The 26109-nt window shown below is 61.3% G+C and carries 23 protein-coding genes and 1 tRNA gene; 14 read left to right on the forward strand and 10 right to left on the reverse strand.

What is annotated here, in order from left to right; translation table 11 throughout:
* Positions 1-47: 47 nt before the first annotated feature.
* Entirely contained in the window at positions 48-1160 is a 1113-nt protein-coding gene (locus ACU0FH_RS15355; protein ID WP_088635022.1) for a Ppx/GppA phosphatase family protein, read from the reverse strand.
* A 334-nt stretch (positions 1161-1494) separates the two neighbouring features.
* Here ACU0FH_RS15355 and ACU0FH_RS15360 point away from each other — a divergent pair, with 334 nt between their 5' ends.
* From ACU0FH_RS15360 to ACU0FH_RS15385, 6 genes are all read left to right on the forward strand, one after another.
* Positions 1495-1791 (forward strand): virulence factor, encoded by a 297-nt coding sequence (locus ACU0FH_RS15360; RefSeq protein ID WP_446195519.1) that lies wholly within the window; start codon positions 1495-1497, stop codon positions 1789-1791.
* A gap of 26 nt (positions 1792-1817) precedes the next feature.
* Positions 1818-2747, forward strand: coding sequence for a methylenetetrahydrofolate reductase (locus ACU0FH_RS15365; RefSeq protein WP_446195520.1), 930 nt, complete (start codon positions 1818-1820; stop codon positions 2745-2747).
* Positions 2748-2768: 21 nt separating this feature from the next.
* Positions 2769-3830, forward strand: a complete 1062-nt coding sequence (locus tag ACU0FH_RS15370) for a methyltetrahydrofolate cobalamin methyltransferase (protein ID WP_446195521.1) — start codon at positions 2769-2771, stop codon at positions 3828-3830.
* Positions 3831-3913: 83 nt separating this feature from the next.
* Positions 3914-4957: a pyridoxal-phosphate dependent enzyme gene (locus tag ACU0FH_RS15375; protein WP_446195522.1), complete on the forward strand. Its 1044-nt coding sequence runs from the start codon at positions 3914-3916 to the stop codon at positions 4955-4957.
* Complete coding sequence (locus ACU0FH_RS15380; RefSeq protein WP_446195619.1) at positions 4957-6111, forward strand: M24 family metallopeptidase; 1155 nt, start codon at positions 4957-4959, stop codon at positions 6109-6111. The genes ACU0FH_RS15375 and ACU0FH_RS15380 overlap by 1 nt, the downstream gene beginning before the upstream one ends.
* A gap of 3 nt (positions 6112-6114) precedes the next feature.
* Entirely contained in the window at positions 6115-6879 is a 765-nt protein-coding gene (locus ACU0FH_RS15385) for a maleate cis-trans isomerase family protein (protein ID WP_446195523.1), read from the forward strand.
* 7 nt (positions 6880-6886) lie between these two features.
* Here ACU0FH_RS15385 and ACU0FH_RS15390 read toward each other — a convergent pair whose 3' ends face one another.
* On the reverse strand, positions 6887-8455 hold the full coding sequence (locus ACU0FH_RS15390; RefSeq protein WP_446195524.1) for a winged helix-turn-helix domain-containing protein: 1569 nt from the start codon (positions 8453-8455) through the stop codon (positions 6887-6889).
* 318 nt (positions 8456-8773) lie between these two features.
* Here ACU0FH_RS15390 and ACU0FH_RS15395 point away from each other — a divergent pair, with 318 nt between their 5' ends.
* The 7 genes from ACU0FH_RS15395 to ACU0FH_RS15425 all read left to right on the forward strand — a co-directional run bounded on the left by ACU0FH_RS15395 (position 8774) and on the right by ACU0FH_RS15425 (position 15729).
* Entirely contained in the window at positions 8774-9595 is an 822-nt protein-coding gene (locus ACU0FH_RS15395) for a class I SAM-dependent methyltransferase (RefSeq protein ID WP_446195526.1), read from the forward strand.
* A 70-nt stretch (positions 9596-9665) separates the two neighbouring features.
* On the forward strand, positions 9666-10043 hold the full coding sequence (locus ACU0FH_RS15400; protein WP_446195527.1) for a group I truncated hemoglobin: 378 nt from the start codon (positions 9666-9668) through the stop codon (positions 10041-10043).
* Between the two features lie 17 nt (positions 10044-10060).
* Positions 10061-11104 carry an adenylate/guanylate cyclase domain-containing protein gene (locus ACU0FH_RS15405; protein WP_446195528.1) on the forward strand — a complete coding sequence of 348 codons (1044 nt, stop codon included), beginning with the start codon at positions 10061-10063 and terminating at the stop codon, positions 11102-11104.
* 268 nt (positions 11105-11372) lie between these two features.
* Positions 11373-12764 (forward strand): amidase family protein, encoded by a 1392-nt coding sequence (locus tag ACU0FH_RS15410; protein WP_446195529.1) that lies wholly within the window; start codon positions 11373-11375, stop codon positions 12762-12764.
* A 15-nt stretch (positions 12765-12779) separates the two neighbouring features.
* Positions 12780-13178: a rhodanese-like domain-containing protein gene (locus ACU0FH_RS15415; RefSeq protein ID WP_446195530.1), complete on the forward strand. Its 399-nt coding sequence runs from the start codon at positions 12780-12782 to the stop codon at positions 13176-13178.
* Positions 13179-13214: 36 nt separating this feature from the next.
* Positions 13215-14414, forward strand: a complete 1200-nt coding sequence (locus ACU0FH_RS15420; protein ID WP_446195531.1) for a CaiB/BaiF CoA transferase family protein — start codon at positions 13215-13217, stop codon at positions 14412-14414.
* A 598-nt stretch (positions 14415-15012) separates the two neighbouring features.
* Positions 15013-15729 (forward strand): hypothetical protein, encoded by a 717-nt coding sequence (locus tag ACU0FH_RS15425; protein ID WP_446195532.1) that lies wholly within the window; start codon positions 15013-15015, stop codon positions 15727-15729.
* 633 nt (positions 15730-16362) lie between these two features.
* Here the strand turns inward: ACU0FH_RS15425 and ACU0FH_RS15430 are convergent.
* From ACU0FH_RS15430 to ACU0FH_RS15465, 8 genes are all read right to left on the reverse strand, one after another.
* Positions 16363-17304: an ABC transporter substrate-binding protein gene (locus ACU0FH_RS15430; RefSeq protein ID WP_238369529.1), complete on the reverse strand. Its 942-nt coding sequence runs from the start codon at positions 17302-17304 to the stop codon at positions 16363-16365.
* A 44-nt stretch (positions 17305-17348) separates the two neighbouring features.
* A complete protein-coding gene (locus ACU0FH_RS15435; RefSeq protein WP_238368944.1) occupies positions 17349-18350 on the reverse strand; it encodes an ABC transporter permease in 1002 nt (333 codons plus the stop codon).
* The gene (locus ACU0FH_RS15440; RefSeq protein WP_238368943.1) at positions 18350-19870 is read right to left on the reverse strand and encodes a sugar ABC transporter ATP-binding protein; all 1521 of its coding nucleotides are present in this window, start codon (positions 19868-19870) and stop codon (positions 18350-18352) included. Before ACU0FH_RS15440 ends, ACU0FH_RS15435 begins: the two co-directional genes overlap by 1 nt.
* A complete protein-coding gene (locus tag ACU0FH_RS15445; protein WP_446195533.1) occupies positions 19867-21018 on the reverse strand; it encodes a Gfo/Idh/MocA family protein in 1152 nt (383 codons plus the stop codon). Before ACU0FH_RS15445 ends, ACU0FH_RS15440 begins: the two co-directional genes overlap by 4 nt.
* 1 nt (position 21019) lies before the next feature.
* Positions 21020-22075, reverse strand: a complete 1056-nt coding sequence (locus ACU0FH_RS15450) for a sugar phosphate isomerase/epimerase family protein (RefSeq protein ID WP_446195534.1) — start codon at positions 22073-22075, stop codon at positions 21020-21022.
* On the reverse strand, positions 22072-23205 hold the full coding sequence (locus ACU0FH_RS15455; RefSeq protein WP_446195535.1) for a LacI family DNA-binding transcriptional regulator: 1134 nt from the start codon (positions 23203-23205) through the stop codon (positions 22072-22074). Before ACU0FH_RS15455 ends, ACU0FH_RS15450 begins: the two co-directional genes overlap by 4 nt.
* 221 nt (positions 23206-23426) lie before the next feature.
* Complete coding sequence (locus tag ACU0FH_RS15460) at positions 23427-24749, reverse strand: glutamine synthetase family protein (RefSeq protein ID WP_446195536.1); 1323 nt, start codon at positions 24747-24749, stop codon at positions 23427-23429.
* Positions 24750-25035: 286 nt separating this feature from the next.
* Positions 25036-25125 (reverse strand) — tRNA-Ser (locus ACU0FH_RS15465).
* 123 nt (positions 25126-25248) lie between these two features.
* Here ACU0FH_RS15465 and ACU0FH_RS15470 point away from each other — a divergent pair.
* Positions 25249-26109 (forward strand): DUF2059 domain-containing protein, encoded by an 861-nt coding sequence (locus ACU0FH_RS15470; protein ID WP_446195537.1) that lies wholly within the window; start codon positions 25249-25251, stop codon positions 26107-26109.

Here is a 26109-nt window from a genome sequence, read left to right on the forward strand (position 1 = left end):
CGCCCTACAGGGCGGCGGGGGCAGCGCCCCCATCACCGTTCGCAAGTTCAGAACGGGCCGTCCTCCAGTACACCGTCCGCGCTCATCTGGGCATAGAGCAGTCCCTCTCTCAGGCCGCGGTCGGCGACACTCAGGCGATCCGTCGGCCAGCAGCGCAGCAGGGCCTGAAGTATGGCGGAGCCGGACATGATTAGGGCCTGCCGATCTTCGCCGATGCGCGGATCGCGACGCCGGCCCTGGGGACCGAGTTCGAGGTAGCGCCGGATGACGCGGTCGATCTGGTCGGAGGTCATGCGGAGGCCGTCTACCTTGGTCCGGTCGTAGCGCTTCAAGCCGAGGTGGCTTGCCGCGACCGTGGTCACCGTGCCGGAGGTGCCGACGATCTGGAAGCCTTCGCGTACCTGTTCGTCCTTATAGGGGGCGAAATCGGCGAGGTTTTCCTCGAAGAACCAGCTCATAAGTGCAAAGCGGGCCGCGTCGTCCTCGACGTCCGAGAACTGATCACGCAGGGTGGCGACGCCAAGTGGAACCGAGATCCAGTCGACGACCTTGGCTGCGGGGAAGGGGCTTTCGGGCGGGTGGAAACCGGCATGCAGGCGCATGATCGCGCGCGGGCGGTCGCGATGGGGCACCGAGGAAATGTCGATCCACACCAGTTCGGTAGATCCACCGCCGATATCGACTACGAGCAACTGCTCGGTCCGGGTCGAGACCAGCGGTGCGCAGGAGATCACCGCGAGGCGGGCTTCCTCCTCGGGCTGGATGACCTCGATTTTCATGCCGGTTTCACGCTGCACCTGCCGGATGAACTCGCGCGAGTTCTTGGCACGACGGCACGCCTCGGTGGTGACCAGCCGCATGCGGCTGACCTTGTTGCGTTTCAGTTTCTGCTGGCAGATTCGCAGGGCCTGGACCGTGCGCGCCATGGAAGACCGCGAGAGACGGCCTGTCTTCTCGAGACCGGAGCCGAGCTGCACCGATTTCGAAAAGCTGTCTACCACATGGAAACCGCTGCCCTTGGGCTGGGCGATCAGCATGCGGCAACTATTGGTACCCAGATCCAGCGCCGCATAGAGGTCGGCTGGATCGGGCGGTGTAGGCGCGGGGCTTTCGACCGCTTTCGGGAACGCGCCCGCACCAGTGGGACGCTTGGGCGCCATATTTCACGCCCTCCGATTTCGAGTTGCTTCAAGGATAGGCTGTGGCGGTCGCCAACGCAAGGTTTGCGATAACGAAAGCCCGTGATGTCAGGACGCTATCATGCCGGCCAAGCTGCTGCACAGGCTTTGCCGCAACGCCGGTTTCGAAGGCTGCGGGCTTTTCAACTCTCGAATAATTGATATCGCATTTGATCTTTTAGCCGGATCGTAAAGAAGGGCATGTTTCATTATATCTGTCAGCGTCGTTCCCATCATCGGTTGTGTCGAAAACAGGCGATGGGGCGACAGGGCTCTGCCGTATTCAGGGCCATCGAGAACACGAAGGAATCACACGTTGCCCGATGTCACGATTGTTTATTGGCGGGATATCCCGGCGCAGGTCATCGTTGGCAAGGGACGTCGTGGCGCAAAAAGGCAATTGCCCGAACGTTTCGAGCAGGCCATCGACCGTGCCGCGATGAAAGTGAACGCCAAGGATAGCGATGCCTATCTGGCGGAGTGGCGCAAGGCGGATCCCTATGTGCTTGAGGGGGAGGCAGAGGCGATTGCAGAGGCCGAGGCTATGCGTCTGGATGCGGAATATGACCAGGACCGGATCAAGGCGCTGATTGAAAACGACGGGTGGGCATGATCCCGCCCTCCTTTTGGGAGGCCGCCATGGCTTTGTTGAACTTTCGGAAACGCGACGCGGTTGGATTCAAGCCGGGTAATGCGCAGGTTGAAGCCTTCTTGCAGGATTATTCGATCGAGGTGATGCCGCGCACCGCCGAGAAGGTCGAGGATTTCCGCGCGCTGCTGCCCGAGGGAACCCGCGTTTACATCGCGCATATCGACGGCACCCCCATCGAGGACATGGTCAGCACCGCGAAACGTCTGTCGCGGGACGGCTTCAAGGTGATGCCGCATTTCCCGGCCCGGATCATCAAGGATCGCGCCACCCTGGCGGACTGGATCGCCCGCTATCAAGGCGAGGCGGGGGTCGATCAGGCGCTGCTGCTGGCAGGCGGCGTGGCCGAGCCGGTTGGCGATTTCGACAGCTCCATCGCGTTGATGGAGACCGGCGAGTTCGACCGCGCGGGGTTCAAGCGGCTGCATGTGGCCGGTCACCCCGAGGGCAATCGCGACATCGACCCCGATGGCGGTTTCAACAACGTGGATGCGGCCCTGCGTTGGAAACAGAAGTTCAGCGAAACCACCGATGCTGACATGGCGCTGGCGACCCAGTTCGCCTTTGAGGCCAAGCCGATCATCGCCTGGGCGGACAGCCTGCGGGAGGCCGGGATCACCCTGCCGATCCACATCGGCATTGCCGGTCCGGCCAAGTTGCAGACGCTGATCAAGTTCGCGATCGCCTGTGGCGTCGGCCCGTCTCTCAAGGTTCTGCAGAAGCGCGCGATGGACGTGACCAAGCTGCTGCTGCCCTACGAGCCGACCGATGTCGTCAGTGAGCTGGCGGCGCACAAGGCGGCAAATCCGGATTTCAACATCACCAACGTGCATTTCTTTCCGTTGGGCGGTATCAAGACAAATGCGACCTGGGCGATTGAAAACGGCGGTGACGCCGCGCGCCCGGCGAATGATCAATAAAAGCCTCCGGAAAGGACGCCAATGACCCGCACGATTGTCGAGAGCAAAACCAAAACCGCCATTATCGGCTTTGATCAGCCGTTCTGCGTGATTGGTGAGCGTATCAACCCTACGGGACGCAAGAAACTGGCGGCGGAACTGGAAGCGGGCGATTTTTCGATCGTGGAAAAGGACGCGCTGGCGCAGGTCGAAGCCGGGGCCACCATGCTGGATGTGAACGCGGGTGTGGTTTACAACTCGAACCCCAACCCGAATGAGACCGAGCCGCCGCTCATGGTGGAAATTCTCAAGCTGGTTCAGGGGCTTGTGGATATTCCGCTGTGTATCGACAGCTCGGTTCCCGCCGCGCTCGAGGCCGGGCTTGAGGTCTGCGAAGGCCGTCCGCTGCTGAACTCGGTCACCGGTGAGGAAGACCGGCTTAAGCTGATCCTGCCGCTGGTCAAGAAATACAACGTGCCGGTGGTGGCGATTTCCAACGACGATACCGGCATCTCCGAAGATCCGGACGTGCGTTTTGCGGTGGCCAAGAAGATCGTGGAACGGGCCGCCGATTTCGGCATCCCGGCGCATGATATCGTGGTCGATCCGCTGGTGATGCCGGTGGGGGCGATGGGCACGGCAGGTTTGCAGGTGTTCACCCTTGTGCGCCGTCTGCGCGAGGAGCTGGGTGTGAACACGACCTGCGGCGCATCCAACATCTCATTCGGGTTGCCGAACCGGCACGGGATCAACAATGCCTTCCTGCCAATGGCGATGGGTGCGGGGATGACCAGCGCGATCATGAACCCGGTTGCGCTGCCGGTCACCCAGACCAAGATCGCCGAGAAAAAGGCCGAGGTCGAAGCGGCGGGGATCATCCTGCCCGAGGATATGGATGACGAGACATTCGTGACTCTCTTCGGGCTTGGGTCCATGAGTTCCAAGGCTGGTTCGGAAATGGAAGCGATCCGGGCAGCGAATTTCCTGACCAACAACGACCCGAACGGTGCGGAATGGATTCGCACCAACAAGGTCGCGCCGAAAGCCGGGCAGGAAGGTCGCGGGCGCGCCGGGCGCGCAGGCGGACGCCGTCGCCGGGGCTGATTTCGACGGCGCATGTCGTTTTACGACCCAAGCGTCGCTTTGAATATTGACGGGCGGGCCCCTGATGGGGTCCGCTCTTTTTTATGGAAATACTCAAGAACCCCTATCGCGGGCAGACCGATGCCTTGGCCGGTCTCGCCGATATTCCCTATCCCAGCGAGGATGCGGAAACCGCTGTGCAACTGACGGAGAAGCGGCCCAATGCAGCCGCCACGCCGCTGATGACACAGGATTCGCTGGCCGATAGCTGCGAGGTCGGCACGGTCTGGATCAAGGACGAACGCAACCGGATGGGGTTGGGCAGCTTCAAGGCGCTTGGCGCAGCTTATGTCATCGCCCATGACGCGGCAGAGGGTGATGTGGGCGACGTGACCTATGTGACCGCCAGCGCGGGGAACCACGGCATGTCGGTGGCGGCGGGGGCTGCGGATTACGGGGCGCGGGCGGTGGTCTATATCGCGGAAACCGTGCCCGAAGCCTTTGCCGAGCGGCTGCGTAGCAAGGGCGCCGAGGTGGTGCGCGAAGGCGCGGTTTACGAGGACAGCATGGCAGCAGCGGCCAAGGCGGCCGAAGACAACGGCTGGAAACTGCTCTCGGACAGTTCGTGGCCCGGCTATACCGAGCGGCCGCATCGGCTGATGGAAGGCTACCTTGTGCTGATGCAGGAGGTGATCGAGGCGATGCCCCGCGCGCCGAACCATATCTTTCTTCAGGCCGGCGTCGGTGGGCTTGCCGGGGCGGCAGCGGCGCTGGCGCGCAAGGCATGGGGCGATGAACCGATCATTACCGTGGTTGAACCCAAGGCGGCGCCCTGTCTGAAAGAGTCGATTGCGGCGGGGGAAATGGTCACGACGAGCGGACCGGTTTCGAAAATGGGGCGACTCGATTGCAAGGAGGCCTCCCTCATCGCCTTAAAAGGATTGGCTCGGGATGCGGATTTCTTCGCCACGATCAGCGAGGCCGAAGGCTTCGCGGGGGATGAACTGGCCGCCGGTGTCGGGCTGAAGTCGACCCCGTCGGGCGCGGCAGGTCTGGCGGCCCTTATGTCGAGCGCCGCCCATCGCGAGGCGCTGGGGCTGGATGAGCATTCTTCGGTGCTGCTGATCCTGAGCGAAGGTTCGGAATGATGGATCTGCCGCGCGGTTTTCCGGATACGGAATACGAGGCGCGGGTGTCTCGGGCGCAGGAGATGATGGCGCGGCACGATCTGGCCGCGCTGTTCCTGACAACCGAACCGGATATTCGCTATTTCACGGGTTATCTGACCAAGTTCTGGGAAAGCCCGACGCGTCCGTGGTTCCTTGTGTTGCCGGCTTCTGGCGATCCGGTGGCGGTGATCCCCTCTATCGGTGCGGCGCTGATGGGGCGCACATGGATCAAGGACGTCCGGACATGGCGCGCGCCGGATTACGAAGACGACGGTGTCTCGCTTTTAGCCGAGACGCTGGCTGAATTGGCAGGGGGCGGTAACATCGGTGTGCCGATGGGGCTGGAGAGCCAGCTGCGCATGCCGCTGGGCGACTGGATGCGCTTGCAGGGCATGTCGGGGCTGCGTTTCGTACCGGATCAGCGGATCATGTGGGATCTGAGGGCGGTGAAATCCGAGGCCGAGATCGACAAGATCCGCGCGATCTGCGCCGTGGGCGACCGGGTGTTTGCCCGCGTGCCGGAAATTGCGCGCGCCGGTGTGCCGCTGGACCAGGTGTTTCGCGACTTTCAGCGGCTTGGGCTGGAAGAGGGAGCCGACTGGGTGCCTTATGTCGCCGGGGCCTCTGGCGCGGGTGGGTATTCGGATGTCATCTCTCCCGCCGGACCCGAGCCGTTGAAACGCGGTGATGTCTTGATGCTGGACACGGGCATGCAGCGTGACGGCTATTTCTGCGATTTCGACCGGAATTTCTCGGTTGGACCAGCGGGGCAGGCTGAAAACGCAGCGCAGGCCAAGCTGATCGATGCTGTCGACGCGGCGGCCGAGATTGCCCGACCCGGCACCACCGCCGCCGAGTTGTTTCATGTGATGGATCGGCTGCTGACCGGCGGGCAGGGCTCGGAGGCGGGTCGGCTTGGGCACGGGTTGGGGATGCAGCTGACCGAAGGGCTGTCGCTGATCCCGCAGGACCACATCGAATTGCAGCCCGGCATGGTCATCACGCTCGAACCGGGTGTGGAACTGTCGCCGGGGCGGATCATGGTGCACGAGGAAGATATCGTCATCCGCGACGGCGCACCGGAATTCCTGTCAACACGCGCCGGGCGGACGCTGATCGAGCTGGAGGGCTGAGATATGAAACGGCTGGCATATGAGCTGAAGACCGACGAGGCGGTGCGCATCGGTTTGATCGTTTTGCAGGCGGATGAACGGATCGAGCTGGATTTCAGGCGGCTGATCCCCGGTGAAGTCGAGCTCTTTGTCTCGCGGGTGCCAAGCGGGCTGGATGTCACGCCCGAAACGCTTCAGGAAATGGATCAACATCTGCCACGGGCGGCGGCGCTGTTGCCGCAAGTCAGACCCTATGCGGCGGTGGGCTATGGCTGTACGTCGGGCGCGGCGCAGATCGGCCCGAGCCAGGTGGCGGCGCAGGTTCGCACTGGCGTGGCTGCCAACGCGGTGAGCGAGCCAGTCTCAGCCTTGGTGGCGGCCTGTGCGGAACTTGGTCTGAAACGGCTGGCTTTTCTTTCTCCTTACGTCGAAAATGTCTCGGATCGGCTGCGCGATGTGCTGGCCGGGCAAGGGATCGAGACACCGGTATTCGGCACCTTTGCCGAGGCGGAAGAGGCGCGGGTGGCACGGATCACGCCTGACTCGATCAAGGCGGCGGCGCTGGAACTGGTGCGCGAAAGCGGTGTGGACGGGGTGTTCCTGTCCTGTACGAACCTTGACACGCTGGACATTATCGCACCGTTGCAACGCGAGACCGGGCTGATTGTGCTGTCGTCAAACCTTGTTCTGGCCTGGCATCTGTGTCGATTGGCGGGTGTGAACATGGCGGAATTCCCGGCCAGCGAGACATTGCTTGCCGGAGGCCCGGCGGTCACGGCTGCCGAGTAGCGCGGCCCTAGAAATTGATGCCTGCGCGGGAGAGGCCCTCGGCAAATATTGCCCGGTGTTCATCCACCTTGAACGGGTAGGAGGCGGCGATCACCGCCGGGTCAAGCGAGAGACCCAAATCGGTCAACCGGTGTGCCGCATCCAGCGCGGCCTTGTGATCGCCCTGAAGCCCGGCCAGCGCGATACGCCGCTGGAGCGCGCGCCCATAACGTGGATCCCAACGCTGCGAGCGTGCCAGCCGGTCATCGGCATCGGGATATTCCCCATCGATCATATGCCAGAGACCCAGATCCGCCTCGATCACCGCCGTGTAATTGTAAAGCGGGTCGATGCGCAGCAGGCGTTTTTGCAGGCGGCGCGCCTCGGTCGGCGAGCCGGAGAAACCAGAGATACACCCGCCGAAATGATAGTTCTGCGGCGCGCTCGGGTTGAGGTCGATGGCGCGTTTCACATGGCGCATGGCGCGGTCGTGATTGTGATTGGTCCACAACTCGCCTACGGCGGCGAGCGCATGGGCTGTCCATGACCCCGGATCGATCTGAAGCGCCTGCCGTGCGGCTTCGAGGGTGCTGGTAAAGGCCTGACTGCTGTCGGCAAAGGAAAAGCCCGCCATTGCCTTTTGAAAGCGGCAGGTGGCGATAAGCGTGTAGGGCAGGTACCAGTCGGGTTCGCGTTCGCAGGCTCTCTGGGCGAGTTGTTCGGCCATGTCGAAATCAGCATCGGCGCCGCGTCCGCAGTACCAGACCGCCTGCATCGCGTAATCCCACGCGGTGAAATCGCTGGGTTGCTTGCGCATGATACGCCGAGATTCCGCGCCTTCGAGTTCGGGAACAAGGATGGTGACCACCTGCGCGGCAAGCTCTTCTTCAAGATCGACAAGATCGTCGATGTCGCGCGATAATCGTTCTGTCCATATCTGGACACCGGACAGCGCGTCGGTCAGTTCGATGTTCAGCTTGATGCGATTGCCTGCTCGCCGCATCGAGCCGCTGAGCAGGTAGCGCGCGCCGATCTGCTGGCCGATCTCGCTCATCGACAGGTCGCTGTCGCGAAAACGGAGAGAGGTATTGCGCGCGATCACCGGGAAATAACGCCACGCGCAGAGGGCCGCGCAGATTTCATCCGTCAGACCCTCGGCAATGTAGCTCGACGCTCCATCTCCGCCCGGTTCGGATATGGGCAGGACGGCGATGGCGGGGCGGTCAAAGTCGATACCTTCGGCCGGATCCGTAGCGATGGGCATGGGATCGGCAGGAATTGCCGGGGCGAGCTTGCGGACCGGTCCGACAAATCGGAAACCACGCCGCTGGACGGTGCGCACAAGGCGCTGGCTGGTGCCGTCATCGCCGATGATGCGGCGCATGTCGCGGACGCGGCCAGACAGGGCGGAGTCAGATACAATGCGATCCTTCCAGATTTCCTGAAAGATCTCGTCCTTGCTGACCACGCGATCCTGCGCCGTGACGAGAAGGCTCAGCAGCGCAAAGACCTGCGGTTCGATGGCGACAGGTTCGCCCGCGCGCCGAAGCTCGGCACGGTCGATATCCAGCTCGAAATCGTCAAAGGCATAGGTCACGGGACAATGGCCATTCGCGAGGACAAAGGGACTTGAAGGACTTGGGTGGTATCGCCCGGCACGGCGTGCGGGCGGAATTGGAGGCGTAATATCCGCAAATTTTATGATATAATGACCGAAATATCCAGAAAATCCGCTTTCCCCGCGCCGGATGTGCCGTCGCCCGGCGCGCGTTTGCAGCCATCAGAGCGGTTTCTGCAGGAAATATGCAGATAATCCCCACAAGAACGGGGCCATTCTGCAGAGGACCGCCAAGCGGCAAGGCTGACGATAGGTCAAATTGGGATCATTGATATTTTGACCCAAGGAGATGTTGCAATGAACGTAGTAACCCAACCCACTCCGGATCTTGCCGCGGTCAAGGGCCGCCAGCAGATAGTCTGGTCCAGCGGCAATTACGCTGAAATCGGGGTGACCCTGCAGATTACCAGTGAAAGGCTTGCCGAGGCGCTGGACGTGATGCCGGGGGACCGTGTGCTTGATGTGGCCGCTGGCAATGGCAACATGACGCTGGCCGCCGCGCGGCGGTACTGCAACGTGGTGTCAACCGATTATGTCGGCGCCTGGCTGCGCAATGGCATGCAGCGCGCCGAGGCCGAGAAACTTTCGGTGGCCTTCCGCGAGGCCGATGCCGAGGATCTGCCGTTTGAGGATGCCTCCTTTGATATCGTGACCTCGACATTTGGCGTCATGTTCACCGCCAATCAGGACGCAGCGGCAAGCGAACTGGCCCGCGTCTGCCGGTCGGGGGGCAAGATCGGCATGGCCAACTGGACGCCCGAAGGGTTCATCGGTGACGTGTTCCGCACCATCGGCAGCCATGTGAAACCGCCAGCGGGCGTACGCTCGCCCATGGAATGGTCGAACCCGGACCGGCTGCGGGAACTGTTCGGAAGCAATGCCAGCAAGATCGAGATCGAGAAGAAGAACTTTGTCTTCCGGTTTCAATCCCCGCAGCAATGGATCGACCTCTGGAAGGTTGCCTATGGGCCGATGCTCAAGGCGTTCGAGGCGGTCGGGCCAAGTGGCGCGGCGGCACTTGAAAGCGAGCTCGCGGCGCTGGGCGCGGCATGGTCGCGCACGTCCGAGGCGATGATCGTTCCGGCTGAATATGCCGAGGTGATCGTCCACCGGGCCTGATCCACCTTGCCACGATACTGGTCCCGCCTGATTTCGATGCGGGGCCGGTTGCAGGAAAAGGAGTATTTCGATGACCTATGCACTTCGCCCCGGCCAGATGTCCCTGTTTGACAAGTACGGCGGTCTGAGCACCCTGCGTGGCGTGATCCTCGATTTTTATGACCGTGTGCTCGACAGCGATATCGTGGGGCATTTTTTTGAAGACGTGGATATGCCGCGCCTGATCGACCATCAGACCAAGTTCTTTGCCATGCTGCTGGGCGGGCCTGCGGATTTCGCTGAAAGCCGTCTTCAGCGCGCACATGCGCATCTGGGCGTGACTCATGCGCAGTTCGATGAGGTGGCGGCGCTGCTGCGCGAAACGCTTGAGGCCGCCGGTTTCGCGTCGGATGACTGCGCGACGGTCATTCAGGCTGTCGAAGCGCGGCGCGGGCTGATCGTTGCCTGATCCGAAAGGAGATTGTCATGAGTATCCCCAATTTCACCACTGAACTCTTCCGCGCCATTGGCGTGGGCGTTGCGCTTTTCGACGCCAAGTACGAAACGCTGATCTATTGCAACCCGGCTTTTGCCAAGCTTTTTCCCGAGGCTGTTTTAGGCATTGTCCTGACTTCGCTGGTCGAAGAGCTTGACCACACAGCAGTGTCGCGCGCGCTGAAAGGCGAAACGCTGGAAATTGCAGTCAAGGTCAAACGCCGCCGGGTGACGCTGCAAATCGACGTGCGGAACGCCAGCCATCTGGAACAGCCGGTGTGGGTCGTCGAATGTCAAAACATTTCGCGCCTGCGGGAAACCGAGGCGATGATCGACAGCTATGCGTCGATGACCGAGCGTCGCACGCGTGAGCTTGAGCGCGAGAAGGTGCAGGTTGAAAAGCTGTTGCTGAACGTGATGCCGCGCTCGGTCTACGAGGAATACAAAAGCTTTGGTACGGTCACGCCGCGCCTGTTCGAACCGGTTTCGGTGCTGATGCTGGATTTCGTGGGCTTCACCGAAATGGCGGTGGCTTCGGATCCGACGGAAACGGTGAGCGAGCTGAATGACCTGTTCACGGCCTTCGACCGGATCGCTGAACTGCATGGCTGCGAGCGGATCAAGACGATTGGCGATTGCTACATGGCGGTGTCGGGGCTGCCACACAGCAACCCGGATCACGCCCGGCTGTCGGCGCGCTGCGCGAGCAGTTTCCTGAGATACCTGTCGCATCGCAACAAGACGCATCGCCATCGCTGGCAGGCCCGGATCGGGATCGCCTCGGGTTCGGTTGTGGGCTCGGTCGTGGGAACGCAGAAATATATCTATGACGTCTTCGGACCGGCGGTGAACTGTGCCGCGCGGCTTCAGTCGCAAAGCGCCCCGATGGAGATCACAGTTCTGGAGTCGTCGGCGGAAAGCTTTGGTGACGAGTTCCGGCTGGGCAATCACCGTGTCGAGAATTTGCCGGGGTTTGGCGAATGCGCGATCACGAGCCTTGAGGCGCCGGATGCGGGCATGGTCAGTGTGGCTTAGACCGGACCGGCGTAGAAACCGCCGGTCCGAAGCCTTTCCATATCCTCTCGAAGCGCTGGCCCCGCGCCGCGTCAGAGGGGGCGCTGCCCCCGCCGCCCTGACGGACGACTCCCCCGGAGTATTTTGGCAAGAGGAAAGACGGTTTCAGGCAGGGCCGGCAATGGGTCGTCTGTTCAGCGCCATCATTGGGCAGGAAATTAGATATGCCCATTGAAACACCGTGGTTTTTGATGTCACCTCTTTGAAATTCAAGCAGGAAGGGGCGAGGATGGCCGAGTTCTGGGAAATGGATGCCAGCGAAATTGCGCGGGGTGTGACAAGCCGGTCTTTCTCCGCGCGCCAGGTGGTCGAAGCGCATCTTGCCCGGCTTTCGGAGATCAATCCCCGGATCAATGCGGTGGTACAGGAATGCCCGGAGGAGGCGCTGGCCGCTGCGAATGTGCTGGATGATCGACTTGGGCGCGGCGAGGACGCGGGGCCGCTCGCCGGCGTGCCGGTGACGATCAAGGTCAACGTGGATCAGAAGGGATACGCGACGACCAACGGTCTGAAATTGCAGAAAGATCTGATCGCGAAACAGGACAGCCCGGTGGTGGCCAACCTGCGGCGGGCCGGAGCGATTATCGTCGGGCGCACCAATACGCCGGCTTTCTCGATGCGATGGTTCACCAATAATGAGCTGCACGGGATGACGCTTAATCCGCGCAATGCCGATCTGACGCCGGGCGGATCGTCGGGCGGGGCGGCGGCGGCGGTGGCCGCGGGGATTTGCGCCATAGGACATGGCACCGATATCGCCGGATCGATCCGTTATCCGGCCTATGCCTGCGGCCTGCAGGGGATTCGACCGACCGTGGGCCGGGTTCCGGCGCGCAATGCCTCGGCGCCGGATCGTTACATCGGGGCGCAGATGATGGCGGTTTCGGGCCCGATTGCCCGGAGCATTGCCGATCTGAGGCTGGGACTGGCCGCCATGTCGGTGGGCGATCCCGAGGATCCGCTCTGGATCCCCGCGCCCCTGACGGGGGAGGCTTTGCCCAGGAAGGTGGCCTTTTGTCCGGCACCGGACGGGATGGAAGTGGATAGTGCCATATTGGCGGCGTTGACGCAGGCGGCCGAAGCCCTGCGTGCGGCTGGCTGGCAGGTCGAGGAAATCGACTGTCCGCCAATGCGGGAAGCAGCCGAGATAAATGCGCAGCTCTGGATGGCGGAATCCCGCGCTGCGGCGGCCACCATTGCCGCCGAGGATGACCCCGATGCCACGGTGGTCTTTCAGCGGATGACCGCGGATTCCGCGGAGATGGACCTTGGCGGTCTGATGGCCTGCCTGCAGCGGCGTATCGGGGTGCAGCGCGAATGGCTGCATTTTCTCGACGAGTGGCCCGTGGTTCTTTGCCCGTCCTCGGGCATGTTGCCCTTCGCCCAGCAGAGCGACGTGGGTGCCCGGTCAGGGTTTGACCGCATCATGGAAGCGCAGCTTATCCAACGGGCGCTGCCGACGCTGGGGCTGCCGGGGCTGTCGGTCGCGACTGGCATGGCGGGGGATGCACCGGTTGGCGTCCAACTGATCGGCGGCAAGTTTCGCGAGGATATCCTGTTCGACGCGGGCGAAGTGATCGAGTCCGCCTGTGGTCAACCCCGCGTTACGACACCAGTTTGAAGAGAAGGAGCCGACATGGCACAGACGATTACCAAGCATGTGAAAGACATGGTCGCCGAGGCGAATGCCGTGGTTACCACCATGCCCATCGAGGAAGCCAAGGCACTTTTGGGGTCCGAGGATCATGTATTCGTGGACCTGCGCGACCCGCGTGAGCTGAAGCGCGAAGGTAAGATCCCGGGGGCGTTTTCCTGTCCGCGCGGCATGCTGGAATTCTGGATCGATCCGGAAAGCCCCTATCACAAGGATGTTTTCGCGCAGGACAAGACTTTCGTGTTCTATTGCGCCAGTGCGTGGCGGTCTGCCCTGAGCGCGCGGCTCGCGCAGGAGATGGGCTTGCAGCCGGTGGCGCATATCGCGGGCGGGTTCACGGCCTGGAAGAAAGCCGGGGGCGAGGTGGAAGAGGTCGCCTGATGTGGCCACGCACCGGCGAGTGAAAAGGATATGACAATGTCGAATGCGCATGCGCCGGGCCCGCTTGACGGGCTTCGGGTGCTGGACCTGTCCCGTATCCTTGCCGGTCCGACCTGCACGCAATTGCTGGGCGATTACGGTGCGGAGGTTATCAAGATCGAGAAGCCGGGCCATGGGGATGATACCCGGGCCTGGGGTCCGCCCTATGTGACCGGACCGGACGGGGAGCCTACGGCGGAGAGCGCCTATTACCTTTCGGCCAACCGGAACAAGCGGTCGGTCGCCGTTGATATCGCCACCGAAGAGGGGGCCGAGACGGTTCGGCAACTCGCCCGGCGTTGCGATATTGTCGTCGAGAATTTCAAGGTCGGCGGGCTTGCCAAATACGGTTTGGACTACCACAGCCTGAGCCGGGACAACCCGGGTCTTGTCTATTGTTCGATCACGGGGTTCGGCCAGACGGGCCCCAATGCGCACAAGCCCGGCTATGACCTGCTGGCGCAGGGCTATGGCGGTATCATGAGCCTGACTGGAGATCCCGAGGGCGAGCCGATGAAGGTCGGGGTCGGGGTGACAGACGTGATCTGCGGCCTGTACGCGGCGACGGCGATTTTGGCGGCGATCCGCCATCGCGACCAGAGCGGCGAAGGCCAGCATATCGACATCGCCCTTGTCGACAGCCAGGTGGCGTGGCTCGTCAATGCGGGGATAAACTACCTTTTGTCGGGGCAGGAACAGCCGCGTCTGGGCAACCAGCACCCCAATATCGTGCCGTATCAGGTGTTTGCGACAAGCGACGGGCATGTGATCGTGGCCGCCGGGAACGATGCGCAGTACAAGAGGTTCTGCGGCATTCTCGGGCGAGCCGACCTGGCGGAGGATGAACGGTTCCGGCGCAACATCGACCGGGTTACGAACCGCGATATCCTGATCGGGTTGCTTGCTGCAGAAATCCTGCGCTTTGGCAAGGCAGATCTGGTGCGCGCGATGGAAGCGGCAGGGGTCCCGGGCGGCCCGATCAACAGCCTGTCCGAGGTCTTTGCCTCGGATCAGGTCGAGGCGCGCGGCATGAAGATTTCCATGCCGGATGCGCATGCCGCTTCGGGCGAGGTGCCTTTGATCGGCAACCCGGTCAAGTTTTCGAAAACGCCGGTCAGCTATCGTCACGCGCCGCCCGCTTGCGGTGCGGACACGCAGGAGGTGCTTAACGAGTTGCTGAAGGACAGTCAGCGCTAAGCCGTTCCCGGATTCGCTGGATTGTCGCTCGGGTGGGGACGGTTTCAGCGATTGCTTCCTATTGTGCGGAACTCGAAACCGTTAAAATATGTGCAACTGCGGGTTGTGCATTTCGGGGGCGCCTGGGGGTGCCCATTTCAAACGGCTCGGCGCAGCAACTTGGGTAGTCTTTTCGCATTTGATGACCGCGTCGTTCTGTTCGGTTCGACGCAGGAAAATGCTGAAACCATACGCAAGATGTCATGCGCTTCGCGAAAAGTGTGAACGTCGCGCCGCGAGATAAATCATTTATTTTCAGTTACGTAGATCTGGGGAGTTTCATTTTCTTCTTCGGTCTGAAATCCACGGGAACCAATCATTCTTTATCCTGCGCCCTGCCGAAGTTGAGCCGAATTGGCCAAACAGACAGCGGCTTGGATGCTTAAGCACATCCCGGCAAGCCATCGCGCGTCACTTGATATTCGCGGTTTGCGAGCCATTTTCTGGGGGATAAGGGGGAGACTGACCGGGTGCGGCGGTCCGAGCCGCGCGAGAAAGCGTGACGTACCGTTAACCTTGAGGTATAGTGCCCGGGTGTCTGTATTGTTGAGTGAGAGTGATGAGCCTGCGGAAAAACGACCGTCCTGAAGACGAAGTACCAAGCTCGGATTCCAAATCCTACATGGACCGAAAACTGAGCTGGAACGCCCGGCTGGAGCTTGCGCGCCAGTCGCGCGAGCAGGTTCTGAACAAGGCCGAAGGACAATCCGTCCTGCCCGACCGCAAGCCGTGGGAAACGGCTTCGACGGACAGCGACGAACTTGACAATATCGAAAACGCAACGCCCGAAGATGCGCAGCGCATCGCCCGCGAGAACCGTGCCGAATTCCTGGCGAGAATGGCAGCTGAACGCGAGGGTGGCTCGCCGAAACCCGAAGCAAAGCTGACCTCGTTCAAAACAAAGTCCGAACGTTCTGAACCTGCCGTGTCGAAACCGTCGGGTGGCGGCAATGTTCTGCCTCTCTTTGGAGATGGGCGCGCCACCGGAGAAGACGTTGCGGAAGAAGAGGACCACATGGCAGGGCGCCGCCGACAGCCTCCGCGGGTGGGCAAACCCAGTCTGGACGATGTGACCGAGGATATGCCTGCTGCGGCGACGCAGAGCGGAACGCTGCCGATTGAGGCCGAGCGGCGCACGGCTGCGGGGTTCGTGCGGATCGTCGCCGTGGTGCTGTTGTGCCTGCTGGTCGGAGCGGCCATCGCTTTTGTCGCGGCGCGCGCGCTGGACCGGGTCGGCGATGTCTCCGCCCGGGTGGACAGTTCGGTCATTCAATAAGGTGCTCGACCGGGCACTGGTAACTGCGACCGGACTGCGCGGTAATTCTCCTGAATAAGCTTTAATTCGCCGAAAATCCGAAAGCGTGAAAAAACACGTTTGAAAAACGTGTCTTTGGACTACGTTTATTTCCAAGATATCTTTTCAAGATAAACGACTTTCGCGAAATACCAAAGCATACTCGAACGATAATTATTGCGCTTATTGATCTTCGGACGGTCGAATTCGACAGTTCGCGGACGGCTTGTCACCAAACAATGTAACCGGATTACGGCTTCTCTTAATATTTGTGTGGCACGGGATATGTCTGGCCGAATACTGACCCACCGCTCACGGGTTCTCTCAGCACGGCGATGCATATGAATTAGCGCAATGAAGGGGCCGGGGTCGGGATATCTATCCCGTCGGTGGCGGAAGACTGGAATGACCCGGATTGTGTGGACGAATTGATCCGGGAGAACTCACGAAAGATCCTGAATTGATTGACCGGATTGCACCACACGGTTCTATCGGTGACGGATCATTGGAATTGATCGGGCTGTCCAGTTTTGGCGATGCCCGGAATGGCTGAAAGGCCTAAATGATAAGGACTGGTCCGGGGCTTCCCGGGCCAGTCCGTTTTATTTTCCCGGATCAGAACGGGCTGTCAGGGTAGTAGAACTGTTCTGCGTTCTCTTGGGTTACCAGCACGGAACCAATGGTGAAGGTACCGGCAACCGGCGCGTTCGATGTCAGGCCAACGGCCGTCATTTCAATCGCGGTTGCAATCATCGACGGCGGGTAGGTCACGTCGGCGGGGATCATGCTGTCGCCATCCATCACGCGCTTGATCATTTCCTTCATGCCCGCACCGCCCAGCACGAACTGAACGTCATCGCGACCGGCAGCATCGATGGCGGCAAGAACGCCAACGGCCATGTCGTCATCCGAGGCCCAGACCGCATCGATCTGGTCGTACTTCGACAGGAAGTCCTGCATCACGTTAAAGCTGTCGTCACGGTTCCAGTTGCCGTGCTCCATGCCGATGATCTCGATGCCCGAGCCTTCGATCGCTTTCTCAAAGCCTTCGACACGCATGTTGTCGATAGTGGTCGGGATGCCGCGCAGGACGACGATCTTGCCGCCGTCGGGCATCTTCGAAGCCATATATTCGCCCGACACCGTGCCAAAGCCAGCGTTGTCGCCTGCGACATAGAGGTCCTCGATACCTTCGACGGACAGACCACGGTCAACCACCGTCACCCATGCACCGCTATCGGCAACCGCCTGAACCGGCGGAGTCAGCGGATCGGATTCGAAGGGCAGGACCACCAGCGCCGAGATATTGCGCGTGGCGACCATGTCCTCGATGTCGTTGACCTGCTTGCCCGCATCCGATGCGGTGGCGAGCACAAAGTCGAGCTGCGGATAGACTTCTTCCAACCGCTCTACGGTTTCCTGTGCGTGGTAGTTCATGCCACCGGCCCAACCATGGGTTGCCGCCGGGATCGAGACACCGATCACCTTGGTGTCCTGCGCATAGGCTGCGCTGGCACCAAGCGCGATGGCTGCCGCCCCTGCCAGAATGTTTTTCATGTAGCTCATGTCTTACCTCCCTTTCGAGTATTGACGCGCGGGCCTCAGCCCTTCGCTTTGGCTTCCCGCTGCAGGATCACTGCGAGAATGATGATGACGCCCTGGATCGCGCCGTTCAGGTATGGCGATACAAGGTCGGTCAGGTTCAGAATATTGTCGATCAGGCTCAGGATCAGGACGCCGATCACGGTGCCCCAGACCCGGCCAAAGCCGCCCTTGAGCACGGTGCCGCCGATGATCACGGCCGCGATGGCTTCAAGCTCCCAGAGCACGCCGGTCGAGGACGAGGCCGAGCCAAGGCGCGGCACATACATGATCGTCGCGACCCCCACCAGCAGACCAAGCAGGGCGTAGGTGATCAGCCGGGTGCGGTTAACGTTCACGTTGGAATAATGGGCCACGTGCTCGTTCGACCCCGTCGCAGCGCAATGGCGGCCGAAACGGGCGCGGCTCATCACGATTTCCCCGATGATGACGACCAGCGCGAATACGATGATCGGCCAGGAGATACCGAGAATACCGTCGAAATAGACCGGGCGGTAAAAGGTGCGCAGCCCGAAGTCGAGGCTGAGCGTGCCGCCATCGGCGAGCCATGTCACAAGGCTGCGGTAAATGCCCATGGTGCCGAGGGTTACGATAAAGGCTTCGATGCCCACGGTGGTTATCAGAAAGCCGTTGAGAAGCCCGGCAAGGATACCGGCGACAATCGCCACGAGCATTCCAAGCAGGATGATGGGCACACCGACGCCCATACTGGGCAGCGCCGCGTTCATCACAAGGATCATCAACCCGGCGATAAAGGCCGCCATCGACCCGACCGAAAGGTCGAGCCCGCCGGCGGTGATCACAAAGGTCATGCCCACGGCGATGATGCCGATAAAGGCGGATCGGGCCAGCACGTTGGTGATGTTGGCCGCGCCAAGGAAATTCGGGTTCAGCAGGGCGCCGACCACCACGAGCAGGACCAGCGCGAGGATCGGGCCCAGTACGCTCATCGAGGGCAGGGCGCGCCCGCTTTGCTTGCTGTTCGTCGTTTCAGAGGTCATCAGGCCAGTTCCTTTTTCGCGCCGTATTCAGTTGCCCCTACGCCCATGGCGAGGCGGACAATGGCGTCTTCTGTTATGTCTTTGCCGCTCAGCGTGCCCGCAATGCGACCGGTGCGCATGACGGCGACCCGGTCGGCCATGCCAATCAGCTCCTGCATTTCGGAAGAGACCATGATGATCGCATGGCCTTCGTCCGCAAGACGGCGCAGGAATGCATAGATCTGCTGCTTGGTGCCGATATCGATGCCGCGCGTCGGCTCATCTACGATCAGGATCTTCGGTTCCGACTGCATCACCTTGGCAAGCAGCAGTTTCTGCTGGTTACCGCCCGAGAGATTGCCGACCTTCACGTCCCGTCGTCCTGCACGGATGTCGAAATCCTTGATCGCCTGATCCAGCGCTTTTTCCTCGGCGCTGCGGTCGATCAGCAGCGTGCCGAACTTGGGCAGCGCCTGAAGCGTCAGGTTCTCGCGCATGCCCCGTTCCAGAAGCAGACCGCGCAGCTTGCGGTCTTCGGTCAGGTAGCACAGCCCGTGGGCCAGCGCGTCAGAAGGTTTGCGGATGCTCACATCCTGCCCGTTGATCTGCATGGCGTCACGTGTGGCGGGGCGCAATCCGCACAACCCCTCCATCGCCTCGGTGCGGCCCGAACCGATGAGGCCCGCGATGCCGAAAATCTCGCCGCGATAAAGATCGAAAGAGATGCCTTCGGCAAAGCCGGGCACATCCAGACCGGACACGGAGAGCGCCAATTCGTTCTCCGCTTCCTCGCGATGCTTGGGGTAGAGGTCGGACACATCGCGTCCGACCATGGCCGTGGCCATTTCGTCCTCGGTGATGTCCGACGCGGGGCAGGCGCGCACGACCGCCCCGTCGCGCATGACAGTGACCTGATCCGCGATCTCGGCAACCTCGCTCAGCTTGTGGCTGGTGAAAAGGATCGCGGTGCCTGCCTCGCGCATGGCGCGGACCTGTTCGAACAAGATACCCGCCTCACGGTTGGTCAGAACGGCGGTGGGTTCGTCCATGATGACAACCCGCGCATCGCGGCTCAGCGCTTTGGCGATTTCCACCATCTGCTTGTCAGAGTTGGACAATTTCGACACAGGCGTATCGGGATGCACACGGCATTTCACCCGGTCGAGATAGCTGCGCGTCAGGCGCCGCATCTCGGCCTTGTCCAAGAGCCAGCCCTTGCGCAGCTCGCGCCCCAGAAAGATATTCTGCTCGACCGTCAGCTGTTCGGCGAGGTTGAATTCCTGATGGATCATCACGATCCCGGCCTCTTCGCCTTCATGCAGACTGTCGAAGGTTACCTCTTTCCCGTCTAGCAGTATCTTGCCGGAAGTGGCGGGCTGATAGCCCGCCAGGATCTTCATCGTCGTCGATTTGCCCGCCCCGTTTTCACCGATCAGCGCATGGACCTCGCCTGAGCGCAGCGCGATGTCGATGCCATGCAGCACCTCGATCGGGCCAAAGCTCTTGCGGATATCGCACAGTTCGAGGGTGGGTGTGCTCACAGTTTCACCCATGTCGCGTTGTTCTTCGACGACTCCACGCAGGCCAGCACGAAACGCATCCCCTCCATGCCATCGGCAATGCCGGGCAGGGGGCCCATGGCCGCCTCGCGGTCGCTGCCGCCCTGGACCGCGCGAATGGCATCGGCGGCGGCGGTGTAGATGTTGGCGAACCCTTCCAGATAGCCCTCGGGATGGCCCGGAGGAATACGGCTTACGGCATTGGCTGCGTCGATTGCCCCGGCGCCGTTGCGTCGGATCAGGCGGGTCGCTTCACCATGCGGCGTGAACCACAAGTAATTCGGGTCTTCCTGCGCCCATTCCAGACCGCCCTTGTCGCCGTAGACCCGCAGCTTAAGCCCGTTTTCATTGCCCGGCGCGACCTGCGAACACCAGAGCATCCCGCGCGCGCCGTTGTCGAAGCGCAGCAGGACGTGACCGTTGTCGTCCAGCGAGCGACCCGCGCCAAAGCTTTGCAGATCGGCCAGCAACTCGCTGGTTTTCAACCCGCTGACAAAGGAAGCGAGGTTATAGGCATGGGTGCCGATGTCACCCGTGGCCCCGCCCGCGCCGGAGCGCGCCGGATCGGTGCGCCATTCGGCTTGTTTCACGCCTTCGGTTTCCACTGGATCGGTCAGCCAGTCCTGCGGGTATTCGACCTGCACGAGGCGGATCTTGCCGATATCCCCGGCCTCGACCATCGCTTGCGCCTGACGCACCATCGGATAGCCGGTGTAGTTATGTGTCAGGATAAACAGGGACTTGGAGCCCGCAACGGCCTTTTCCATCGCCTCGGCATCTTCCCATGTCGAGGTCAGCGGCTTGTCGCAGATCACATGGATGCCGCGATCAAGGAATGCCTTGGCCGCCGGGTAGTGTACATGGTTGGGTGTCACGATGCTGACCGCTTCGATGCCGTCCTCGCGGGAGGCTTCGGCCTCGGCCATTTCCTCAAAGCTGGCATAGCTGCGGGCGGGGTCCAGCCCCAGCGCTTCGCCGCTCTTCCTGGCTTTTTCGGGGGTCGAGGATAGCGCCCCGGCCACCAGTTCGAAACGGTCGTCGATACGGCTGGCGATGCGATGCACGCCGCCGATAAACGCGTCGGCGCCACCGCCGACCATGCCCAGCCTGATGCGTTTGCTATCGCTCATCTCAATCAATCCCCAGCATCTTGCGGTTTGCGGCGTCATCGGTGCCCCCGTCGACGAAATCGTCAAAGGCATGGGGCGTCACGCGAATGATGTGATCCTTCACGAATTGCGCGCCCTCGCGGGCACCGTCCTCGGGGTGTTTGATCGCGCATTCCCATTCGACAACGGCCCAGCCGTCGAAGTCATTGGCCGCCATCTTGGAGAAGACCGCGCCGAAATCGACCTGACCGTCGCCAAGGCTGCGGAAGCGTCCGGCCCGGTCGACCCAAGGCTGATAGCCACCGTAAACACCCTGACGCCCGGTCGGGTTGAACTCGGCATCCTTGACGTGGAACATCTTGATCCGATCCTTGTAGATGTCGATATTGTCAAGGTAATCAAGGCATTGCAGGACGTAATGCGACGGATCGTAAAGCATGTTGCAACGGGCATGCCCGTCCAGACGTTCAAGGAACATCTCAAAGGTCACGCCATCATGCAGGTCTTCCATCGGGTGGATTTCATAGCAGACATCGATGCCGCATTCCTCGGCGTGGTCCAGGATCGGACGCCAGCGCGCCGCCAACTCGTCAAAGGCGGTTTCCACCAGCCCGGCGGGGCGCTGCGGGAAAGGATAGATGAACGGCCAGCAGAGACCGCCGGAGAAAGTTACATGCGCATCGACGCCAAGGTGTTTTGACGCGGTCAGAGCTTTTTTGACCTGCTCCGCCGCCCATTCGGCGCGTTCCTTGGGCTTGCCCTGAACTTCGGGAGCGGCGAAGCCGTCGACCCAGGTGTCATAAGCGGGGTGGACGGCAACCAGCTGGCCGAGAATATGTGACGAGAGATCAGTGACTTCGACACCGTTTTCGCGCGCTTGCCCGGCCCATTCGTCGCAGTAATCCTTGGAGCTCGCCGCCTTGTCGAGGTCGATCAGCCGCGATTCCCAGACCGGCACCTGAACGCCCTTGTACCCGGCGTCGGCGGCCCATTTGGTGATCTGGTCCCAAGAGTTGAACGGCGCTTCGTCGCTGGCAAACTGGGCGAGGAAAAGGCCGGGGCCCTTGATCGTCTTCATTGGTCTATCTCCTTGAGAATTCGAGATTTTGAGGCATGTCCCGATGCCGTTCCATTAACGGTATGGCCGGGGCGCACAAAGGAATCCCTGCCATGAGGCGGCAGGTTTTCCTTGAAATAAACGGTGGGCAGGATCGGGTCCGTGACATCGGGCATACGCCGATCAGCAATGCTGCGCAGGCAGCTCAGGGCGTTGGCGATCTCGACTTCGGGGCGCTGGTCGATGATGGCATCGATCACCCCGTCCTCGAGCGCTTCGCGTGCTTGGGGCACGATGTCATGCAGCACAACAATCGGCCGGTTCTGTCCGTCAGGCAGGGAGCGCAGCACGCGCAACAGGCCCGCATTGCCGCCGCCGACGCTGTAAACAGCTGTTATGTCATGAGAATTTTTGAAGATGGGTCGAAGCTTGTTCTCGACGATCTCGTGTTCGTCCCGGCCGATGATGACCGGCGCGATGTCCAGATCGGGGTAGAGGGCCGTCACCGTTTCGCGCATGCCCTCAAGCCGTTCGGCGTGGTCGGGTGCCGATAGCGCCCCGACGATGGGTAGCACCCGGCCGCCCGCGCCACCGTGGCACAGGCCGATCAGACGTCCGGCGGTCTGGCCCGCCACGCGATTGTCGATCCCGATATAGGCATCGCGCGGCGCGTTCGGCGCGTCCGACACAAGCGTAAGAACGGCAATCCCGGCAGACCGAAGCTCGGCGATCTTCTGGGCGACGATGTCGTCGTCGGTTCCGACGAGAGCGACGCCGTCGATGCCGGTTTGTGAAAGGATATCAAGGCGTTCGCACAAGGCTTCGCCATCGAACGCGGCGATTCCCTCGATGCGCAGGTCGATGCGGTCGGCCAGCAACCTGATGCGTTCGGCTTCGAGAATGGCGCGCAATTGCTGAAAGAACTGGTTGGTGCCGGTCGGTATGATCGCGGCAAAGCGATAGGTCTTGTTCTGGGAAAGGTTTGCCGCCGCTACATTGCGCACATACCCCAGCTCATCGATGGCTTTGCGCACCCGTATCACGGATTTCTCCGCCACGCCGCCCCGGTCATTCACCACGCGATCGACGGTCGCATAGCTAACGCCCGCGCAACGCGCGACGTCCGACAATGTCGGTAGGCGACTCTGCATGGACTTCCTCCCTGCGCCTAATAAAATGATCAAAATGATGGTCGTCAATCTTTTTTTGAGAGACGTCTATCAAATCGCCCGCTGTCGAAAGGAGAGGGAGAGCCAACAACGGCTAAAGCCGGGCGAAATGCCCGGCACAAGCCCGTACACCCCCTGTACACCCCCCGTACATCGCAAGGGCACCGGCGCGGCGAAATCAGTTCGGGAATGGGGGAGGAAGGTCAGGCGGTTTCGAGATAGCTCTGGTATTCGAAATCCGTCACATGCTGGGTGAACCGGCGCAGCTCCTGCATCTTGCACTGGGTCAGCATGCGTTTGAGCAACTTTGAATAGACCTGTTCGACGCCGGTACTGTCCGAGAAGGCCTCGATCGCCGAGGCCCAGTCGAGCGGCAGGTTCTGGAGTCGTTTGGAATAGGCGTCGCCTTCGATCGGCTGCGGCGGCACGGCCTTGGATTCGATGCCCAGCAGCGCGCCGCCAAGGATGGAGGCGATGACGAGATAGGGGTTCGCGTCCGAACCGGCGACGCGGTGCTCGATCCGGCGGGATTTGTTGTCGCCGCCGGGAATGCGGATCGCGGCGGTGCGGTTTTCATAGCCCCAGGCCACCGCCGAGGGCGCGTGCGAACCGGGCAGGAGCCGGCGATAGGAATTCTCATGCGGGGCAAAGATCAGCGTGTGATCCTGCATCGTCGAGAGCATCCCGCTGACCGCGTGAAGCATCGTGTCAGTGCCGCGCGCGCCACCATCGTCGAAGACATTGCGTCCTTGTTCGTCGATCAGCGAATAGTGCACATGCAGCCCGCTGCCGGAGCGGTCGCCATAAGGCTTGGCCATGAAGGTGGCGCCCATTCCGTGCCGCCGCGCGACACCCTTGACGAGGCGTTTGAAAAGAACCGCATCATCCGCCGCTTTCAGGGCATCGCTGGAATGCTTGAGGTTGATTTCGAACTGCCCGGCGCCGTTTTCGGAAATGGCCGCATCGGCGGGAATATCCTGCAGCGCGCAGGCATCGTAAACGTCGTCGAGGAATTCTTCGTATTTCTGCAATTCGTCGAGCGAGAGCGCACCGGCGGTTTCCGAACTGCGCCCCGAGCGGGGGGCGCGGGGCGCCGAGGGGGCGCTTTCGCTGTCGTCGTAGAGGTAGAATTCAAGCTCGGTCGCGACCACAGGCGTCAGGCCGTGCGCCTTGTAGCGCGACAGGATTTCGGCCAGCGCGCGGCGCGGATCGCCAAGGAAAGGTTTGCCGTTCTCTTCGCGCATCCAGAGCTGTGCAAAGGCGCTTGGGCGCGAGGTCCAGGTGGAGATGCTGACCTTGCGGTCGATCAGGTCGCAGAGCCCGTCGGCATCGCCGGTTTCAAAGACCAGTTCGCTGCCCTCGACATCCTCGCCCCAGATATCGAGACAGAGGATGGAAAGCGGCATCCGGATTTCGCCGCGACCGATTTTTTCGATCTGGGCGCTTGGGATGCGCTTGCCCCGCATCGCACCGTTGAGGTCGCAGACACAGGCATAAACTGCGTCGAATTCATTTCGCTCTAGCAAGGCGTTGTTCCATTTCCGAAGGTTGATCTTTGGCCGCTGCGACCGGTGCGCGACTTTATCCCCGACATGGATTTATTGTCAAAGATGCTGAGCCGAGTATGCTTTCGATCCGAAAGAACCATGGTCAGCGCCGACCGAAGGCGCACAGTGCCGCGCGAAAACGGATTTTTTAGAGGCCGCTTAAAGAACTGGTAAATGACACGGCGAGCCGGGACAGACGGACGCAGGGTATTGCGGCCGGAACTGATCCGGTGACAGCGGCGATTTGTGCATATGGGCAGGCATATGGCGGAGAGACAGGGATTCGAACCCTGGGACCCCGTGAAGGGTCAACGGTTTTCGAGACCGCCCCGTTCGACCACTCCGGCACCTCTCCGCGGGGGTCTGTGGAGCCTGCGTGTAATCGGTCATGCGGCGGGTGGCAAGGGCGTTTTTTAGGTTTCCGCCGATTGCATTTTTTTTGATTGCCGGTGCCGCGAAATGCCTTACGGTTCATTGCATGATACAGTTTTCGCGCGTACCCGTTTCGCCCCGCCTGCTGCAGATCGCTGCCATTCTTGGTCTCGCGGTGATGTGTCTCTTTGCTCAGACCGCCAACGCGGCCAATCGCGAGCGGGTGCAGGCCTTTCTGACGACGACCGGATTTGACGTGGCGCTGGATTCAATCGCGTTTTCCGCCGCTTCGGCCCCGCAGATGTTGGGGGTGGAACCAGACGCCTTCGGGTCGGACTGGAACCGGGTGACGGCACAGGTCTTCAAGCCGGAGATCATGCGCGATATCGCGCTTGATATCCTTGAGCAGACGCTGAGCGATGAAAACCTTGATTTTGCGGCGGGGTTCTATGCGACCGATCTGGGGCAGCGGCTGGTCGAGGCCGAGAACGCCTCGCACATGCAGGATGACGATGACGCCAAGATGAAGCAAGGCAACGAGATCCTTGCTGAACTGGCCGAGAATAATCCGGACCGGCTTGAAACGTTGAAGCGGATGAACGCGGCGATATCCTCCGTCGATTCAAGCCTGCGGGCCCTGCAGGAGATTCAGGTACGCTTTCTGATGTCGGCCAGCGCGGCCGGGGTTGTCGAGCTTCAGCTTGATGCGGATGAGCTGCGGGCGATGATCGCTGAAGACGAGGAACGGCTGCGTGTCGTGCTTGAGCAATCGGCCATGTCCGGGTCCGCCTATACGTATCGCGATATTTCGGACGAAGACCTGCTGGCCTATACCGAAGCGCTGGAAAAGCCGCAGATGCAGGAGGTTTATGAACTGCTGAACGCGGTCCAGTACGAGATCATGGCCAACCGTTTCGAAGTGCTGGCGGCCAAGATGGCCGACCTGCACCCCGGTCAGGACATCTGA

This window comes from Heliomarina sp., assembly GCF_052826185.1.

Excerpts from the sequence above, each read along its gene's own strand:
- ACU0FH_RS15355 (WP_088635022.1), bottom strand. The coding sequence starts at position 1,160 with ATGGCGCCCAAGCGTCCCACTGGTGCGGGCGCGTTCCCGAAAGCGGTC.
- ACU0FH_RS15365 (WP_446195520.1), top strand. The coding sequence starts at position 1,818 with ATGGCTTTGTTGAACTTTCGGAAACGCGACGCGGTTGGATTCAAGCCG.
- ACU0FH_RS15370 (WP_446195521.1), top strand. The coding sequence starts at position 2,769 with ATGACCCGCACGATTGTCGAGAGCAAAACCAAAACCGCCATTATCGGC.
- ACU0FH_RS15375 (WP_446195522.1), top strand. The coding sequence starts at position 3,914 with ATGGAAATACTCAAGAACCCCTATCGCGGGCAGACCGATGCCTTGGCC.
- ACU0FH_RS15380 (WP_446195619.1), top strand. The coding sequence starts at position 4,957 with ATGGATCTGCCGCGCGGTTTTCCGGATACGGAATACGAGGCGCGGGTG.
- ACU0FH_RS15385 (WP_446195523.1), top strand. The coding sequence starts at position 6,115 with ATGAAACGGCTGGCATATGAGCTGAAGACCGACGAGGCGGTGCGCATC.
- ACU0FH_RS15395 (WP_446195526.1), top strand. The coding sequence starts at position 8,774 with ATGAACGTAGTAACCCAACCCACTCCGGATCTTGCCGCGGTCAAGGGC.
- ACU0FH_RS15400 (WP_446195527.1), top strand. The coding sequence starts at position 9,666 with ATGACCTATGCACTTCGCCCCGGCCAGATGTCCCTGTTTGACAAGTAC.
- ACU0FH_RS15405 (WP_446195528.1), top strand. The coding sequence starts at position 10,061 with ATGAGTATCCCCAATTTCACCACTGAACTCTTCCGCGCCATTGGCGTG.
- ACU0FH_RS15410 (WP_446195529.1), top strand. The coding sequence starts at position 11,373 with ATGGCCGAGTTCTGGGAAATGGATGCCAGCGAAATTGCGCGGGGTGTG.
- ACU0FH_RS15415 (WP_446195530.1), top strand. The coding sequence starts at position 12,780 with ATGGCACAGACGATTACCAAGCATGTGAAAGACATGGTCGCCGAGGCG.
- ACU0FH_RS15420 (WP_446195531.1), top strand. The coding sequence starts at position 13,215 with ATGTCGAATGCGCATGCGCCGGGCCCGCTTGACGGGCTTCGGGTGCTG.
- ACU0FH_RS15425 (WP_446195532.1), top strand. The coding sequence starts at position 15,013 with ATGAGCCTGCGGAAAAACGACCGTCCTGAAGACGAAGTACCAAGCTCG.
- ACU0FH_RS15430 (WP_238369529.1), bottom strand. The coding sequence starts at position 17,304 with ATGAAAAACATTCTGGCAGGGGCGGCAGCCATCGCGCTTGGTGCCAGC.
- ACU0FH_RS15435 (WP_238368944.1), bottom strand. The coding sequence starts at position 18,350 with ATGACCTCTGAAACGACGAACAGCAAGCAAAGCGGGCGCGCCCTGCCC.
- ACU0FH_RS15445 (WP_446195533.1), bottom strand. The coding sequence starts at position 21,018 with ATGAGCGATAGCAAACGCATCAGGCTGGGCATGGTCGGCGGTGGCGCC.
- ACU0FH_RS15450 (WP_446195534.1), bottom strand. The coding sequence starts at position 22,075 with ATGAAGACGATCAAGGGCCCCGGCCTTTTCCTCGCCCAGTTTGCCAGC.
- ACU0FH_RS15455 (WP_446195535.1), bottom strand. The coding sequence starts at position 23,205 with ATGCAGAGTCGCCTACCGACATTGTCGGACGTCGCGCGTTGCGCGGGC.
- ACU0FH_RS15470 (WP_446195537.1), top strand. The coding sequence starts at position 25,249 with ATGATACAGTTTTCGCGCGTACCCGTTTCGCCCCGCCTGCTGCAGATC.